Genomic DNA, 15,236 nt, shown 5'->3' on the forward strand with positions numbered 1-15,236 from the left:
CTGGTGGAACTGGACGGGTAGGGCTTGTTCCGTAGCCGAATTCAGCCTGCGTCCGGGTTGCCCCCTCGCCCCCTCTGTGAACGTGCGCACGGAAGCACCTCACCGCGGCTCACCCCAGCGTCGACACCCCGGAGAGGGGACGGTAGCTTGAGGCCATGCGCCGTTTCCCCCTCGCGACGCTCCTGCTGGCCCTCGTGCTTCCGGCCTGTCTCCCCCAGGCGACGACCCGTCCGCCGCCACCACCGTCACTGACCACGGTGGCCAATGCGCTCTTCGAGTCCGTCGAGGACGAGGGCACGCTGGCGAGCGTCTTCATGGTGGACGCGGCGACGGGGGCACCGCTCTATGCGCGCCACGAGCACGTGCGCCTGCTGCCCGCGTCGACGATGAAGGTGGTGTCCACCTCCGCCGCCCTGTCCGCGTTCGGCCCGGACTACCGCTTCCGCACGCCGGTGCGGCTCGAGGGAACCCAGCTGGGCAACCTCTTCCTCGGGGATCTCGTGGTGGAGGCCTCGGGAGACCCATCGCTGGGCTCGTGGCGCTTCCCGGAGACCGCCATGGCCTGCGAGCAGCTGGCCGAGGCGATCCACGCGCGGGGCATCCGGCAATGGCTCGGGGCGGTGCGGGTGAACAACGCTGACGAGGGGCCCTATGGTCTCTTCGGCCCCGGCTGGGCCTGGGACGACGCGGCCTATGCCTACAGCGCCGCTCCCTCCCTCTTCGTCTTCCGCGAGAACGTGGTGGACCTGTCGCTGGAGCGTCCCCAGGGACAGGACTGCAAGTCCCAGCCCCGGAGGCCCATCGAGGTGCGCTACAGCCCGGCCTTCGAGGCGCCCCCCACCGTCGTGTACCTCGAGTCGAACGCCCAGCGCGCCGGGCTCGGCTGCGTGCGCGAGCGGGGGAGTGGACGCATCCGCTGTGTGTGGCGCTCGACGGCGGAGCAGTGCCCGAGCAAGGCGTCGATGCGTGTCGCCATCGATGAGCCACAAGCCTTGTTCACCTCGTGCATGGAGGAGTCCCTGGCCGTGCGCGGCATCTGGCGCGTGCCGGCCGCGCCGCAGACGGTCTCCGTGCCCTTGGCCACCACGAGTGAGCCGCTCCTGGAGTTCGTCAGCCCGTCGCTGGCCGAGCTGGTGAAGGTGACGAACAAGGAGTCGCTCAACCTCTACGCCGAGCGGCTCGGCCTGCGCTTCACCCGCGAGCGCACGGGCACCGAGAGCTACGCCGCGCTGCGTGACGCCATGGCGCAAGAGCTCACGCGCCGGGGCATCTCCACGCGCCTGCTGCGGGCGGCGGATGGCAGCGGGCTGTCGCGCTACAACGTGGCCACCGCGCGTGGGCTGGTGGGGGTCATCTACACCAGCCTGAAGGAGTCCTATGCCAACGCGCTGTTGGAGAGCCTGCCCATCGCGGGGGTGGACGGCACGCTGGCGAGCACCGCCGTCTCCAACGGGGCCCGGGGGCTCATCCGCGCCAAGACGGGGACGCTCTCGGGGCAGAAAGCCTACGTAGGTATCGCCGAGCGCCCCCATGATCCCGAGCACCCGCGCGTCGTCTTCGCGCTGATGCTGGGCAACATCGACGAGCAGCCCACGCTCACCGCGAATCAGGTGTTCGAGCGCTTCGCCGAGGCGATGGTGTCGCTGCCCCTGCGCTGAGCCGTCAGGAGCCCGAGGCTCCTTCTGGGGTATGCTCTCGCGAGAACCAGGAGAAGTCTCAGCATGCCGGCCATCGTCGCCACCTTCGTCCCTGTCGTGATCGCGCTGCTGTTGTGGTTGTTGGGTCAGGGCTCGCGGGCGGTCGCCCGAGGGGGGCTGTTCGCGCTCATCGTCACGTCTGTGATGGCCTTGCCGCCCCTCGCGCTCTGCATCAGCGTGGGCTTCACGTCGCTGGGGATGATGTTCATAATCATCTGGCTATTCGCCGTGGCGAGCGCTGGGGCCGGGCTGATCGCCTTCGTCGTGGGGTTCGTCGCGGCGAGGCGCTCCGAAGAAGGCATGAGCGGCGGAACCCAGGGCTGAGATGCCTCCGCTCCCGCCGACAACGAGAAGGAGTAGGAGGGGGCGATTCCCGCCGCTTCCATGACGGCACAGCGGTGGTTGTCACCCAGCAGGGGGGCGGCGAGGTCGCGGCGCATGGCTCAATCGAGCCCTCGCCGAAGCTCGCGGACAGCGCGCACATCAGCAAGTTCCTCGCGGAGTCCGAGGCGCTGGTGGCGCGCGCGAGAGGATGAGTTGGCGGCTCGACATCGACGGAGGCAATCATCGGTCGATTCTCCGATGAGCTTGTGCCTCCTCTAGAGTCCAACGGACATGCACTCGAAATCGACGTATGTCCTGGTCCCCGGAGCGGGCGGTGAGGCGTGGGGCTGGCATCTCGTGGTGCCGCTGCTCCGCTCGGCTGGACACGAGGTCATCGCTCCGGACCTTCCGGCCTCCGATGATTCGGCGGGCCTCGGTGCATACACGGACATCGTCGCGGACGCGATCGGCTCGCGCTCGAAGGTCGTCATCGTCGCGGCGTCGATGGGCGCTTATCCGGCGACGATGGTCTGCGAGCGCACCGACGTGGCTTCGCTCGTGCTGGTCGCGCCGATGATACCGGCGCCGGGCGAGACGCCGGGCGAGTGGTGGACGGCGACGGGCCAGGTCGATGCGGAGCGCGACCTGGCCATCCGCGAGGGGCGCAATCCGGACGCACCGTTCGACCCGGTCACGATGTTCCTACACGACCTGCCGCCCGAGGTCCTCGAGGACGCGCTCGCTCACGGTGGACCGACGCAGTCGAGCAGGCCGTTCGCGGATCGCTGGCCTCTCGCCGCGTGGCCGGATGTCCCGACTCGCGTCATCGCTGGCCTTCGCGACCGGCTCTTTCCGTTCGAGTTCCTGCGCTCGCTCTCGCTTCGACGGCTGGACATCGAGCCGGAACGGCTCGACAGCGGTCACCTCGTCGCGCTCGCACGGCCGCGTGAGCTCGTCGAGCTTCTGCTCAACGGGAACGAAGGTCGCGTGCCCCGACGCCGTCCGGGATGAGGAGGGTAGCCCTCACCGTCCGAACAGCGGCTGCTCGAACAGCCGTGACCAGCGGATCCGCCCCGAGTTCACCGGGGTGGCGAGAAGGGATTGCGCCGCGCCCGGATACTGCGCGATGAGCTTCGGTTGCGGCCAATCCTCGACCCGCGTATAGGACAGGCCATCGTGTCGCTGGCCCTTCGCATCTTCACGCTCGCGCTTCTCCTCGGTTGGCAGGTGGCCAGCGGAGTAGGGCTCGCGCACTTCTGCCCTAAGCAGGCCGCGACGGGCACCGCCTGCAAGTGCCCGCACGAAGAGAAGAAGGCGGAGACGTCCTCGCACGACGGGACGACGTTGCGGAAGGACTGCTGCGACGCGTTGGACCGGGAGCTCCTCGGGCCGGCCCTCGTGGACGTCTCCAGCCACGCGTCCCCGCTCGCGGTCCCACCGGCCTCGCTGCCGGTATGGCTCGCCTTCAAGGCTCCCGAGGGTGGTGGCCGCCTGTCGTTCGCCCTCTGGGATACGCCCCACGCCCAGGGGCCACCTGTCTTCCTCCGCATCCGCTCGCTCCTCATTTGAGCTCTCCCGGCGCGTGCCCCGGGTCTCCGGTCCTCTTTTCGCCATAGCGCGAGGAGGCTCGAGTCTCCGTGTGCCGTGTCGAAAGCCTTGAGGGGCCGGGCACGTTTTCGCGCTCCGGCCAGCCATTCCCTTCTGCTCTGGAGCTCGACTCACGTGTTGACACCTTCCGGGTGCGCGCGAGCCCTCGTGGCCGCCGCATTCCTCCTCATCTTTCCTTCAGCTTGCCAATCGGGCGGGAACAAGTCGCCCCAGGTCCAGCGGGCGTTGCGCGAGTTCGAGGGCGCCTACCCGTTGGAGGCCCGTCCTCTCGGCACGGTGCGCACCTTCGACCTCGTGGCCGAGCCCACCGAGGTGCCGCTCATCGACGGCCATCGGCTGCGCGTCTGGGCCTACAACGGCCAGGTGCCGGGGCCACAGTTGCGAATCCGCCTGGGCGAGACGTTGCGGGTTCGCTTCACCAACCGGCTGCCGCAGGAGACCACCATTCACTGGCACGGCGTGCGGCTGCCCAACGCCATGGACGGCGTGCCCCACGCCACCCAGCCCCCGGTGCAGCCGGGAGAGACGTTCGTTTACGAGTTCACTCCGAAGGACGCCGGCACCTTCTGGTTCCACCCGCACGTGCGCAGCAGCGAGCAGGTGGAGCGCGGCCTCTACGGCGTGCTCATCGTCGAGGACGTCGAGCCGCCGCCCTACAGCCGCGACGTGGTGTGGGTCATCGACGACTGGTTGCTCGACGAGACGCGGCAGATCTTCCCGCGCTTCAACACCCGGCATGATCTCGCGCACGACGGGCGGTGGGGCAACGTCATCACGGTGAACGGGCGCACTGACGAGGTGTTGCGCGTGCGTCCGGGCGAGCGCATCCGCCTGCGCCTGCTCAACTCCTCAAATGGGCGCGTGGTGACTCCGGACTTCTCGGGCCTGCAGGCGAAGCTCATCGCGGTGGATGGGCTGTACCTGAGCGCGCCCATCGATCCCTCGGGCTTCGAGCTGGCTCCCGGCAACCGTGTCGACATCGACCTCACCTTCAACCAGCTCTCGGGGGCGCCCCTGCGCATCGTGGACCGGTTCCACGCGCGTCAGTCCAACCACCTCGCGGACATTGTGATCGAAGGGGAGCCGCTGGACACGCCGACCTTCGGTTCGCCGGCGCGCGCGCATGTGCCTGCCTGGAAGGTGGGGCTCGAGGTGCCGGAGCACCACACCTTTCGCTTGAATGCGCGCGGGGGAGGCCCCCTTGGTATCGAGTGGACCATCGACGGCCTGGCCTTCGCCGGGCATGCGCACCCACATGCGTCGGGCCTGACGCTGAAGCAGGGCCAGTTCTACCGCCTGCGGTACGTGAACGAGTCGGCGCGCCTGCACCCCATCCATCTGCACGGGATGTTCTTCCGGCTGCTCGCGCGCGATGGCGTACCGGTGGATGAGCTGTTCTTCCGTGACACCGTCCTCATCCACGGGCGCGAGGAGGTGGACATCGCGCTCGTCCCCACGGACGCCGGCAGTTGGATGATGCACTGCCACATCCTCGAACATGCCGAGGCCGGCATGATGACAATGATTGACGTCAAGAAGGAGTGAGAGGAACCATGGAACTGATTCTGGTCTCGCTGGTGGGCATGTTGGTGTTTGGCGGCCTCTTCCTGGTGTTGTGCCCAGAGTGGTGGAGCACGAGCCTGGGCACGATCAAAGAGAAGAAGTCGTCGGAGAAGACGCGGGATGCCGGGGACTCCCGGGGTCCCAAGACAGACGCTTGAGGAGTCTCGCCCTTCAGGTCCCTGAGGGAGAGGGTGCTCGTGACCCTCTGCCCTCGGGGTTCAGCTGAGGGCGGGGATTCAGCCCAGGATGAGCTGCTCCAGCAGTGCCTTCTGGACGTGCATCCGGTTCTCCGCCTCGTCCCACACCGCCGACTGCGCCCCGTCTACGACGCCGTCGGTGATCTCCTCACCCCGGTGCGCCGGCAGGCAGTGCAGCACGATGGCCTTCGGGTTCGCCTTCGCCAGCAGCGTCTCGTTGAGCTGGTAGTCGTGCAGCTCCTTCATGCGCTTCGCCGACTCGGCCTCCTGGCCCATGCTCGTCCACACGTCCGTCACCACCACGTCCGCCCCACGCACCGCTTCGGTGGCGTCCGCCGTCACGTGCACGCGCGCTCCCGCCTGCGCCAGCAGCTCCGCCGACGGACGGTAGCCCTCCGGGCACCCCAGCCGCAGGTTGAACCCGAAGAAACGCGTGGCCTCCACGAACGAGCGGCCCATGTTGCTCGCGCAGTCGCCCACGAAGGCAATCGTCTTGCCCTTCACGCTCCCCAGCCGCTCCTCCACCGTGAACAGGTCCGCCAGGATCTGCACCGGGTGACCGCCCTCGGACAGGCCGTTGATCACCGGTACCTGGGACGCCTTCGCGAACGCCTCCAGCCGGTCATCCCCGAAGGTGCGGAACATGATGCAGTCCGCGTAGCCGGAGATGACCCGCGCGGTGTCCTCGATCGTCTCCCCACGAGCGATCTGGCTGCTGCTCGAGGTGATCGTCGAGACCGTGCCGCCCAGCTGGTACATCGCCGCCTCGAACGACAGGTGCGTGCGCGTCGAGGACTTCTCGAACACCAGCACCAGGTGCCGCCCGGCCAGCGTCGTCACCACTTCCTTGCGCTTGCGGCTCGCCTTGAGCGCATGGGCCCGATCGAACAGGGCGCGGTATTCGGCCTCGGTACGGTCGGCCAGGGTCAGGAAATCGCGCTTCACAGTGCTGCCTCCTGCAAGGAATCGAAGAGGGCCGCGAGCCGGGGGACGGCATCCGCCATCGCCCTGGCCCGGGCCGCGTGGGACTTCAGCTCCGCAATCTGCTTCTCCACCGACGCCGGCCCGGTGCCTCCGGCGTTGGCCTTGCGCTCCACCGCGCGTCGCGGATCCGCGCTCTTCAGCACCTCGGCGTCGAAGCGTGGGTCCACCGACTGGGCCAACTCCAGCGTCACCTTGGCCAGCGGCAAGCCTCGCTCCTGGCACGCCCGCACCAGCGCCCCCGTTGCCTTGTACGCCGTACGGAAGGGAATCCCCTTCATCGCCAGCGCCTCGGCCACGTCCGTGGCCTGCATGTAGTCCGACTCCACCGCCGCGAAGCACCGCTCCTTGTCGAAGTGCACCTTGCCGAGCGCCAGGTGCAGCATCGACAGCACGCTCGTCAGCAGCGGCCCCGTCTCCAGCAGCACCTGCCGATCCTCCTGCAGGTCCCGGCTGTACCCGCCCGGCAGTCCCTTCACCAGCACCGCCAGCGTGTTGAGGTTGCCCACCGCCCGACCGGACTTGCCGCGGATCAGCTCGAAGACGTCCGGGTTGCGCTTCTGCGGCATCATGCTCGAGCCGCACGCAATCTCCCCGTCCAGCTTCACGAAGCCGAACTCGGGCGAGGCGAAGTCATAGAAGTCGGTGGCCACCCGGCTCGCGTGCAGCAGCGAGCGCATGGCGGCGTACGCGAAGTCCATGGCGAAGTCGCGATCGCCCACCGTGTCCAGCCCGTTCATCGTCAGGCGGGGGAAGCGCAGCAGCTCGCGCGTCACCTCACGGTCGATGGGCAGCGACGTACCGCCAATGGCCCCCACGCCCAGCGGCAGCGCGGACACCTGCTCCAGCACGAAGCCGAGCGCGTCCACGTCGCGGGTGAACATGGCCCCGTACCCGCACAGCAGGTACGCCAGCGAGATGGGCTGCGCCCGCTGCCGATGCGTGTACGAGGGGAGCAGCGTCTCGCGCTCTGCTTCGGCCCGGGCGGCCAGGCCCTCCAGCAGCTTCGCCAGCACGCCGAGCACCTCGGCCACCTTCTCGCGCACGTGCAGGCGCAGATCCAACGCGACCTGGTCGTTGCGTGAACGTGCGGTGTGCAGCAGGCCCGCTCGCTCCCCGAGGACGCGGGTAATCTCCGCCTCCACGGCCATGTGCACGTCCTCCTCGTCAGCCAGGACGAGCGTGCCGGCCTGAGCGCCCTTCCAGATGGCCACGAGCTGCTCGCGGATGGCGCGCGCGTCCTCCGAGGGGATGAGGCGGGTGCGCGACAGCATGGTGAGGTGGGCGATGCTGCCCACCAGGTCCTCGGTGAGCAGCGCCTTGTCGAGCGCCAGCGAGCTGGTGAATGCCAGCACCTCCGGGTGGAGGCCGGGCCCGCCGGAGGCGGCCGTCTTGGCAATCGTCACGGGGTTTCTTCCTTTCCAAAGAGGGACTTCAACTTCCGGTTCAGTGCGCGGGTCGACTTGCCCCGGGTCGGGGCGGCGAAGATGGTGTCATCTCCGGCGATGGTCCCCAGGTTCTCGGGCAGTCGGGCGTGATCAATGGCCGAGGCCACCGCGGGCGCGGCGCCTGGGCGGGTGCGGACCACCACCAACATCTCGTTGTCCTCCACCGAGAGGACCATCTCCCCCAGCTCCTGCAGCCGGGCCTCGCCCGAGGGTGGGGGAGCCTCCTCCAGCCCGTACACCGTGCCGCCCTGGGGCAGCGACACGCGCATGGCGCCGAGCTGGGCCAGGTCTCTCGACAGCGTGGCCTGGGTGACGTCGAAGCCCTCGCGGGCCAGGAGCTGTCCCAGCTCGTCCTGGGTAGGCACCGCATGGGTGCGGATGATGCGGCGGATGGCCTCCTGCCGCGCCGCCTTGTCTCCGTTGTTCCGAAGCGGACTCACGTTCAATGTCCTCACGGCCGGGCCTCAGCGGGTGACGAGCGTTCCGACGCCCTTGTCGGTGAAGAGCTCGGCGATGAGGCTGTGTGGCACGCGCCCATCGATGACGTGCACACGCTCCACGAAGCCGCCGCCCAGCGCTTTCAGGGCCATCTTCGCCCGCGTCTGCATGCTGCCGGCGAAGGCACCGGCCGCGAGGTGGGCCTCGAGCTGCGAGACCGTGAGCTCGTTGAAGAGCTCCTCACCCCGGAGGATGCCCGGCGCGTCGTGCAGGTAGATGAGCTTGTGGGCCTTGAGGGCGCTGGCCACCTCGGCGGCCACCGCGTCCGAGCCCAGGTCGTACGTCTGCCCGTCCTCGCCCAGTCCCACTGGGGAGATGATGGGCACGTAGCCCTGGCCCAGCAGCATCTCCAGGAACTCGTGGTTGACGCGCGTCACCTCGCCCACGTGCTCCCGGGAGCGGCCGTCCTCCGTCGGAATCCGCCGGGCCCGCAGCAGCGCGCCGTCCTTGCCGGACAGGCCCACCGCCCGGTCTCCCAGGCTGTTGAGGATGGTGACGAGCTCCGAGTTGACGGAGCCGGACAGCACCATCTCCACCACCTTGAGGCCCGAGGCATCGGTGATGAGCGCGCCCTCCTGGCGCAGGCCGAGCTTGTCCAGCGTGCGGGTGAGCTCCGGCCCGCCGCCGTGCACGATGATGGGCTGCAGGCCCGCCGAGCGCAGCAGCTCGATGTCCCGGCAGAAGGACTGCTTGAGGGACTCCTTCACCATGGCCGCGCCGCCGTAGCGGATGACGCAGCGCTTGCCGCGGAAGCGAGAGATGTACGAGAGCGCCTCGACGAGCAGCGTCGTCTTGAACGCGGGGCTGTAGTTGGCCAGCCGGTCGTCCTTGCCCACGCCGCCGTCGGGCCTCGGGACGATGAGCGAGGTGTAGTCCGCGTTGATCTTCACGTAGTCGTACGAGAGATCGCACCCCCACGCCACGGACGAGCCCTCGCCGCCGGTGAGGTCCACCTGGATACGGACCTCGGGCTCGCGCATGCGCGTCTTGAGCTGCACGGGATCATACGGCCGCGGCTCGCCCTGGTAGACGGAGATGCCCTGGATGCGGACGTGGGCCGAGTAGGGGTCCACGGCGTAGCCCTGGGTGCCGGCGCGCGCGCCTACGGTGGCGAGCACGCGGCCCCAGTTGGGATCGGCCCCGAAGACGGCGGCCTTCACCAGCGTGGAGCCGGCCACGGCGCGTGCCAGGTCCTGGGCGATGGCGGCATCCGGTGCGCCCGTCACCTCCACCTCCAGCAGCTTGGTGGCGCCTTCGCCGTCCGAGGCGATCTCCCGCGCCATCTCCAGGCACAGGTCCGAGAGCGTGGCGGTGAACTCCTTCAGCTCCGGCCCCGGGTCCGAGATGGGCGTGTTGCCAGCCCGGCCGTTGGCCAGTGCGTAGACGGTGTCGTTGGGGCTCATGTCCCCGTCCACCGTGAGGCTGTTGAAGGTTCCGGACACCGCCTCGCGCAGGGCGGCCGCGAGCACCCCCGGCTGGATGGCGCAGTCCGTGGTGATGACGGCGATCACCGTCGCGAGCGACGGGTGCATCATCCCCGAGCCCTTGAAGATGGCGGAGACCGTCACGTCGCGGCCACCAATGCGCACCGAGCGGTACGCCTGCTTGGCGCGCGTGTCGGTGGTCATGATGGCCTCGGAGGCGGCGTCAGGCTCGGAGCGCAGGGAGTCCTTGAGCGCGCCGAACACCGTCACCACCTTGTTCACGGGCAGCGGATGGCCGATGACGCCCGTGGAGGCGGTCAGCACGGCGGACGGAGGCAGGGAGAGGGTGCGGCCCAGCTCCTCGCGCAGGGTGCGCACGGCCTGCTGTCCGGCGGGGCCGGTGAGGGCGTTGGCGTTGCCCGAGTTGACGAGCACGGCGTGGATGCCCGAGGCGGGCAGGCGGGGCTCGGCGTCCTGCACCGGGGCGGCCCGCGCCTTGTTGGCCGTGAAGCAGCCCGCGGCGGAGCAGGGCGTGTCGCTGTAGACGAGCGCCACGTCCTTGCGCTGGGGCTTGAGGCCGGCGTGGATGCCGGAGAAGGAAAAGCCGAGCGGTACCTTCACGGATTGAACCCCCGCAAGGTGGAGAGGCCGAGCGTCTCCTCCCACCCCATCATGAGGTTGAGGTTCTGGACGGCCTGGCCGGCCGCCCCCTTCACCAGGTTGTCGATGGCGGCCGTCACCACCACGCGACCCGGGTCATAGCCGCTGGTGTCGGCGGCCACGGCCACCGTGCAGCGGTTGGTGCCCACCACGCCCTTGAGGTTCACCGCGTCCGGCGAGGACTCCACCGTCAGGAAGGGGCTGGAGGCATAGGCCTGCTCCAGGGCGGCGCGAGCCTCGGCGGCAGTTGCGCCCGAACGCAAACGTGCATAAGCGGTGACGAGGATGCCCCGCTTGAGCGGCAGCAGGTGCGCGGTGAAGGTGAGGGGCACGGCACGGCCGGCCACGCCCGCGAGCGTCTGGGCGATCTCCGGCGTGTGCTGGTGGCGCAGCACCCGGTAGGCGCGGAAGTCCTCGTCCACCTCGCTGAAGCTCATGTCCTCCGAGCCCTTGCGGCCCGCGCCCGTGGTGCCCGAGGCAGCGTCGAAGATGATGGAGCCCTCGTCGAGCAGCCCGGCCCGCAGTAGCGGCGCCACGGACAGCGCGCAGGCAGTGGCGTAGCAGCCCGGGTTGGCCACCAGCCGCGCGCTGGGAATGCGCTCGCGGAACAGCTCCGGCAGGCCATAGGCGGCCTGCTCCAGCAGCGCGGGCGCCGAGTGGGTGAAGTTGTAGAAGGCTGGATAGGTGGCGAGATCCTTCAGGCGGAAGGAGCCCGACAGATCAATGACCCGCACGCCCGCGGCGAGCAGCCCGGGCACCAGGTGCAGCGACGTCTCGGCCGGCGTGGCGAGCAGTACCACCTCGCATTCCCGGGCCAGCTCGGCGCTCTTGTCCTGCGGCGCATAGCGCAGCTGCCCCGTTGCTCCCATGATGCCCAGACGGCGGCCCACGGCCTCGCCCTGCCACCTGTCGCTGGTCACCAGCCGCAGCTCCACCTTTTCGTGGGCTGCCAGGATGTGGGTCGCCTCGACGCCGGAGTACCCGGACGCGCCAATGATGCCGATCGCCGTCTTATGCATGTAAGTGCATGAATATTCGCTACAGTGCATACAAGCAAGCGGCAAATGCATATTCCCCCTGGAGGGCACCACCATGAGAGTCTCATTCCAGAAGCACGCGGCCGGGTTGGAGCAGATCGACGCCCAGATCGGCCAGATGGAGGCCGTGTTCCAGCGGACCTCCGCCGAGGACCTGCGGCTCACGCAGCAGGAGTTCGAGCTCGTCCGGCGCTCGCTGGACACCGTCCGGCAGTCGCTGTCTCGACTGAAGCAGTCCGAGGACGATGACTGGGACCAGGCCCAGGCCCGCTTCGAGCAGGCCTGGACTGATTTCCAGGAGCACTCCCGGAAGATTACGGGCTCGTCCGCCGGGTAACTTCTTCTAATGAGGAGCGGGGCCCATCGTGTCGTGCGGTCCGCGGTCTCTTGGCTCGGGCTCCCGGGACGCGGTGCCGGCTTCGGGGCCGGTGGCGCCGTTCTCGCTCTCGGCGAGCCACCGCTCCCGTTGCTCCTCCTGCACCTCCCGCAGGAGCTCCTGGATGGCCGCCGCCAGCGGCAGGGCGATCACCGCGCCGATCAGTCCCATCAGCGCCGCGCCCATGAGGAGGACGACTGAGATGAGCAGCGGATTCATCCGGATGGAGTGGCGCTGGACGAGCGGTTGGATCAGGTTTCCTTCCACCTGCTGGTAGACGAGGAAGAGGCCCAGTGCGATCAGCGCCCGGTTGAGTCCCACCGTGGTCAGCGTGGTGAAGGAGACCAGCAGCGCCATCAGGAAGCTGCCGATGTAGGGGATGAGGCCGAGCACCAGGTACAGGCTCCCGAGTGCCAGGAAATAGGGCACGCCCAGCAAGAAGGTGCCCAGCGCCGTGGCCAGGCCGCCCAGCGTCACCGTGAGGGCGGTGCCCGCCAGGTAGCCGCTCACCGCCCGGTGCATGTTCTTCACCAGCTCGCGCACCGCGGGTCTGCGCGCGGGACGCACCCACCCCAGCGCCTGCTCGTAGAGATCCTTCCCGAAGAGCAGGGCGAAGAGGCTGAGCGTCACCACGGTGATGAACACCAGGACGCCATTCACCGTGGTGGAGACGACGCCCGGCAGGGACTGGGCGACCTCGTCCGGGAGGTGCAACAGCGCGTCCTGGACCTTGCGCTCCAGGTCGAAGCGCTCCTCGAGCCACCGTGTCCACTCCCAGGCTCGGACCTCGCTCACCAGCCCGGGCGCGGACCGGATCAGGCTGCGCGCCTGCTGCACCACCAGGGGCACCAGCGTGGCTCCCAGCAGGGCCGTGAGCCCGAGCAGCCCCAGGAACGTCACCAGCACACCCAAGCCTCGGCTCAGGCCCTGCCGTTGGAGCCATCGCACCAGCGGATCGATTGCCAGGGCGACGAACAGCACCACCGCCAGCAGCACGAAGACGGCGCGCAGCTGGATGATCATGTACGCCAGCAGCCCCAGGGCGAGCGCGTTGAGTCCCACCGTCCAGACGGTGCGGGGGGAGATCTGTGAACGGCGTGTAGGGTCCAGAGCGGGCATCCGGTGCTCAAGGTAGGCACGCACCGGCATCGGCTCCGTCTTGGGGCAGGAGGGCGGGCCACCCTGGGAGGCCTCGTCCTCCTGCCTGGACTGCTGCCCAGCGAGGAGACCGGTTCAGCGCGCGGGCACGGTGGTGGAGTAGGCGCCGCTCTGGTCCGTCAGCGTCTGCGAGAGCAGCAGGGCGGAGGGCTTGCCCTCCACATCCCCCACACGGAAGAAGCGGATGGACGCGTAGGGAGCGGCCGAGAGCGTCGAACTGGTGCCGTTGAAGCTGACCCGTCCAGTGACGCTGCGGCCCTTGGAGAGGGTGAAGGAGGAGAGCTCCAGCGCTCCATCCGAGGAGCCCTCCTCGGGCCGCACCGTCACGATGCGGCTGACGCGGGGAAGGTCCTCGGTGGGAATGAAGTCGAAGCGGTAGCGGCCCGGATCCATGGCCAGCTCGAAGCGGCCCTGGGCATCCGTGGTGCGCGAGGCCTCGAAGCTGACCGAGGACCGGGGCCAGTCGGTGAGCTCGTCAATCGGCTCGGCCACCACCTTCACCCCCGCGGCTGGTTGCGAGCCGCTGGGCTTCTGCAGGGTGCCACGGACCTTCATCCGCTCTCCACACTTCATGTCGGGCGCCACGAAGAGGCTGGTGCGCGGCACCTGGACGTACTTCAGGGTGAGGCCCGCTTCGGAGCCCGGAGGAGGCACGACGGAGAGCGCCATCGCGTTGCCAGTCTCGTTGGGCAGGGTGAGGAGCTCGAAGTCACCGTTCTCGTCGGTGAGCACCTTCTGGCTGCGGAACTGCCCGCCGCCGCTCACTTTGCCTTGGAGGGACACCGTGGCCTGCGCCACCGGCAGCCCTTCCCGGTTTACCACCCGGCTCCTGAACCGCACCGGCTCCCCATAGTCCCCCATGGACAGCGACTCCTGCAGACCCAGGCGCGGGTTCACGGTGAACAGCTTCTGCGGTACCAGGGCATCCGCGGAGGTGGGCACCACCTGGAGGACGACTGTGGACCGCAGTGCGGCCGCGGGCGGGAGCGCGAGGGTGAACTCCCCCGTCTCCCGCATCACCATGACGCTCTGGGAGAGGGGGTGCAGCTCCTCGTCCAGGGCCTGCACCTCCAGCTCCACATCCACCGGCCTCGCGTCCTGGCGCAGCACCTTGCCGGAGAGCCGCACGAGCTCGGAGGAGACGGGGAGGGTGAAGTTCAACGTCACCGAGCGGCCCGGCTGCACCTCCTGGGTGCTGGACAGGGGCGGCAGCTCTGCGTCGGTGGCGAGCAGGGTGACATTGTAGCGCCCCACGCCCACGGGCAGCGAGTAGCCGCCGTTATAGGGCACGAGCGTACTCTCGTGGCGGCGCACCACGCCGGGGATGAGGAGGCTCTCGCCCGTCATGCGCAGGGTGATCGGGGCGGAGTACGCGCCGCTGGAGGTCATCCCCTCCACGCGCACCTCGCCGTGGAGGATGGCGGGGTCGAACAGCTCGATGTTCTGCTGGCTCCGAAGGTCTTCCACCCGGAAGTCCTGGGCATGCAGGCCACCGCGGGGATTGGGGACCACCTCCACCACGATGTTCTTGCCGGGGTCTCCACAGCCGTCGATGAAGCACACCTCATCGCTGTCGCAGTCACTGTCACTGCGGCAGCTGACGACGGGGTCTGCTTCGTAGGCCGAGCCGCAGCCCGTGGCGAGGACCGTGGTGAGCAGCGCGAGCGAGGTGAGTCGTTTCATGGGCAGTTTCCTCGTGCCTCGGTCCGGACGAACCACACGTAGGTGGCGGCATAGCCGGGATCGATGACGGTGCCTCCATCCGCGAGCGGGATGGTCTTGCTCTCGGCGGGCTCGCGGCCCACCAGGGAAGTGTCGGTGACGACCACCTCGACGATGTGGTCGCCCGGGGTATTGAGCCTGTTGAAGTCAGCGGAGCCGAAGTTCACCTGGAAGGAGGCGCGCTCGTCGCGGACGACCTTGCTGCCGCTGGGCTCGATGGGGTCCCGCTCATCTTCTCCGCGGGTCTGGTTGGGGTCGTAGTCGACGTACCAGTACGCGAGGAGCCGGTTGTCGACGTCGGGGTCCTCGACGATGATCGAGAACTCCAGATTGCACAGGTCGGAGCCGTAGCCGCGAATGATGCGCTCGGTGGGTTGCACCTGACTCTCCACGATCCGTGGGGGACGGTTGCGCTGCATGGGGATCTCGCTGAGATAGCTCTCCTCCTGGGGGATGACGCACCCCCCCAGGACCCATACGGCGGCTCCAAGCCCCAGGCATTTCACGGCAGGGAGTCCTAGCAATTCGCTGGCCAGTCGGTAG

16 protein-coding genes are annotated in these 15,236 nt (G+C 68.8%); 8 read left to right on the forward strand and 8 right to left on the reverse strand.

The features are described from left to right. Positions 1–155 precede the first annotated feature (155 nt). The 7 genes from dacB to OV287_RS25660 all read left to right on the forward strand — a co-directional run bounded on the left by dacB (position 156) and on the right by OV287_RS25660 (position 5,350). Positions 156–1,658 carry a D-alanyl-D-alanine carboxypeptidase/D-alanyl-D-alanine endopeptidase gene (gene dacB / locus OV287_RS25630; protein WP_267536664.1) on the forward strand — a complete coding sequence of 501 codons (1,503 nt, stop codon included), beginning with the start codon at positions 156–158 and terminating at the stop codon, positions 1,656–1,658. 63 nt (positions 1,659–1,721) lie between these two features. Next, the gene (locus OV287_RS25635; RefSeq protein ID WP_267536665.1) at positions 1,722–2,021 is read left to right on the forward strand and encodes a hypothetical protein; all 300 of its coding nucleotides are present in this window, start codon (positions 1,722–1,724) and stop codon (positions 2,019–2,021) included. Between the two features lie 74 nt (positions 2,022–2,095). Beyond that, on the forward strand, positions 2,096–2,233 hold the full coding sequence (locus OV287_RS25640; RefSeq protein WP_267536666.1) for a hypothetical protein: 138 nt from the start codon (positions 2,096–2,098) through the stop codon (positions 2,231–2,233). Positions 2,234–2,312: 79 nt separating this feature from the next. Then, complete coding sequence (locus OV287_RS25645; protein WP_267536667.1) at positions 2,313–3,032, forward strand: alpha/beta fold hydrolase; 720 nt, start codon at positions 2,313–2,315, stop codon at positions 3,030–3,032. A 165-nt stretch (positions 3,033–3,197) separates the two neighbouring features. After that, positions 3,198–3,590, forward strand: coding sequence for a hypothetical protein (locus OV287_RS25650; RefSeq protein ID WP_267536668.1), 393 nt, complete (start codon positions 3,198–3,200; stop codon positions 3,588–3,590). A gap of 153 nt (positions 3,591–3,743) precedes the next feature. After that, positions 3,744–5,174 (forward strand): multicopper oxidase family protein, encoded by a 1,431-nt coding sequence (locus tag OV287_RS25655; RefSeq protein WP_267536669.1) that lies wholly within the window; start codon positions 3,744–3,746, stop codon positions 5,172–5,174. An 8-nt stretch (positions 5,175–5,182) separates the two neighbouring features. Beyond that, complete coding sequence (locus OV287_RS25660) at positions 5,183–5,350, forward strand: hypothetical protein (protein ID WP_267536670.1); 168 nt, start codon at positions 5,183–5,185, stop codon at positions 5,348–5,350. A 78-nt stretch (positions 5,351–5,428) separates the two neighbouring features. Here OV287_RS25660 and argF read toward each other — a convergent pair whose 3' ends face one another. The 5 genes from argF to argC are packed head-to-tail and all read right to left on the reverse strand — an operon-like array spanning position 5,429 to position 11,419. Beyond that, on the reverse strand, positions 5,429–6,334 hold the full coding sequence (gene argF / locus OV287_RS25665) for an ornithine carbamoyltransferase (RefSeq protein ID WP_267536671.1): 906 nt from the start codon (positions 6,332–6,334) through the stop codon (positions 5,429–5,431). Beyond that, complete coding sequence (gene argH / locus OV287_RS25670) at positions 6,331–7,776, reverse strand: argininosuccinate lyase (protein WP_267536672.1); 1,446 nt, start codon at positions 7,774–7,776, stop codon at positions 6,331–6,333. The genes argF and argH overlap by 4 nt, the downstream gene beginning before the upstream one ends. Further along, complete coding sequence (gene argR, locus OV287_RS25675) at positions 7,773–8,258, reverse strand: arginine repressor (RefSeq protein WP_267536673.1); 486 nt, start codon at positions 8,256–8,258, stop codon at positions 7,773–7,775. Before argR ends, argH begins: the two co-directional genes overlap by 4 nt. Before the next feature lie 24 nt (positions 8,259–8,282). Then, positions 8,283–10,361: a bifunctional glutamate N-acetyltransferase/amino-acid acetyltransferase ArgJ gene (gene argJ, locus OV287_RS25680; protein ID WP_267536674.1), complete on the reverse strand. Its 2,079-nt coding sequence runs from the start codon at positions 10,359–10,361 to the stop codon at positions 8,283–8,285. Beyond that, positions 10,358–11,419 (reverse strand): N-acetyl-gamma-glutamyl-phosphate reductase, encoded by a 1,062-nt coding sequence (gene argC, locus OV287_RS25685; protein WP_267536675.1) that lies wholly within the window; start codon positions 11,417–11,419, stop codon positions 10,358–10,360. The genes argJ and argC overlap by 4 nt, the downstream gene beginning before the upstream one ends. Positions 11,420–11,492: 73 nt before the next feature. Here argC and OV287_RS25690 point away from each other — a divergent pair, with 73 nt between their 5' ends. Further along, on the forward strand, positions 11,493–11,774 hold the full coding sequence (locus tag OV287_RS25690; protein WP_267536676.1) for a sll1863 family stress response protein: 282 nt from the start codon (positions 11,493–11,495) through the stop codon (positions 11,772–11,774). Positions 11,775–11,780: 6 nt separating this feature from the next. Here the strand turns inward: OV287_RS25690 and OV287_RS25695 are convergent, their stop codons facing one another. The 3 genes from OV287_RS25695 to OV287_RS25705 all read right to left on the reverse strand — a co-directional run bounded on the left by OV287_RS25695 (position 11,781) and on the right by OV287_RS25705 (position 15,112). After that, on the reverse strand, positions 11,781–12,956 hold the full coding sequence (locus OV287_RS25695) for an AI-2E family transporter (RefSeq protein ID WP_267536677.1): 1,176 nt from the start codon (positions 12,954–12,956) through the stop codon (positions 11,781–11,783). A gap of 90 nt (positions 12,957–13,046) precedes the next feature. Next, positions 13,047–14,654 (reverse strand): carboxypeptidase regulatory-like domain-containing protein, encoded by a 1,608-nt coding sequence (locus tag OV287_RS25700; RefSeq protein ID WP_267536678.1) that lies wholly within the window; start codon positions 14,652–14,654, stop codon positions 13,047–13,049. After that, complete coding sequence (locus OV287_RS25705; protein WP_267536679.1) at positions 14,651–15,112, reverse strand: hypothetical protein; 462 nt, start codon at positions 15,110–15,112, stop codon at positions 14,651–14,653. The genes OV287_RS25700 and OV287_RS25705 overlap by 4 nt, the downstream gene beginning before the upstream one ends. Positions 15,113–15,236 lie beyond the last annotated feature (124 nt).

The organism is Archangium lansingense (genome assembly GCF_026626635.1).
Lineage (GTDB): Bacteria > Myxococcota > Myxococcia > Myxococcales > Myxococcaceae > Archangium > Archangium lansingense.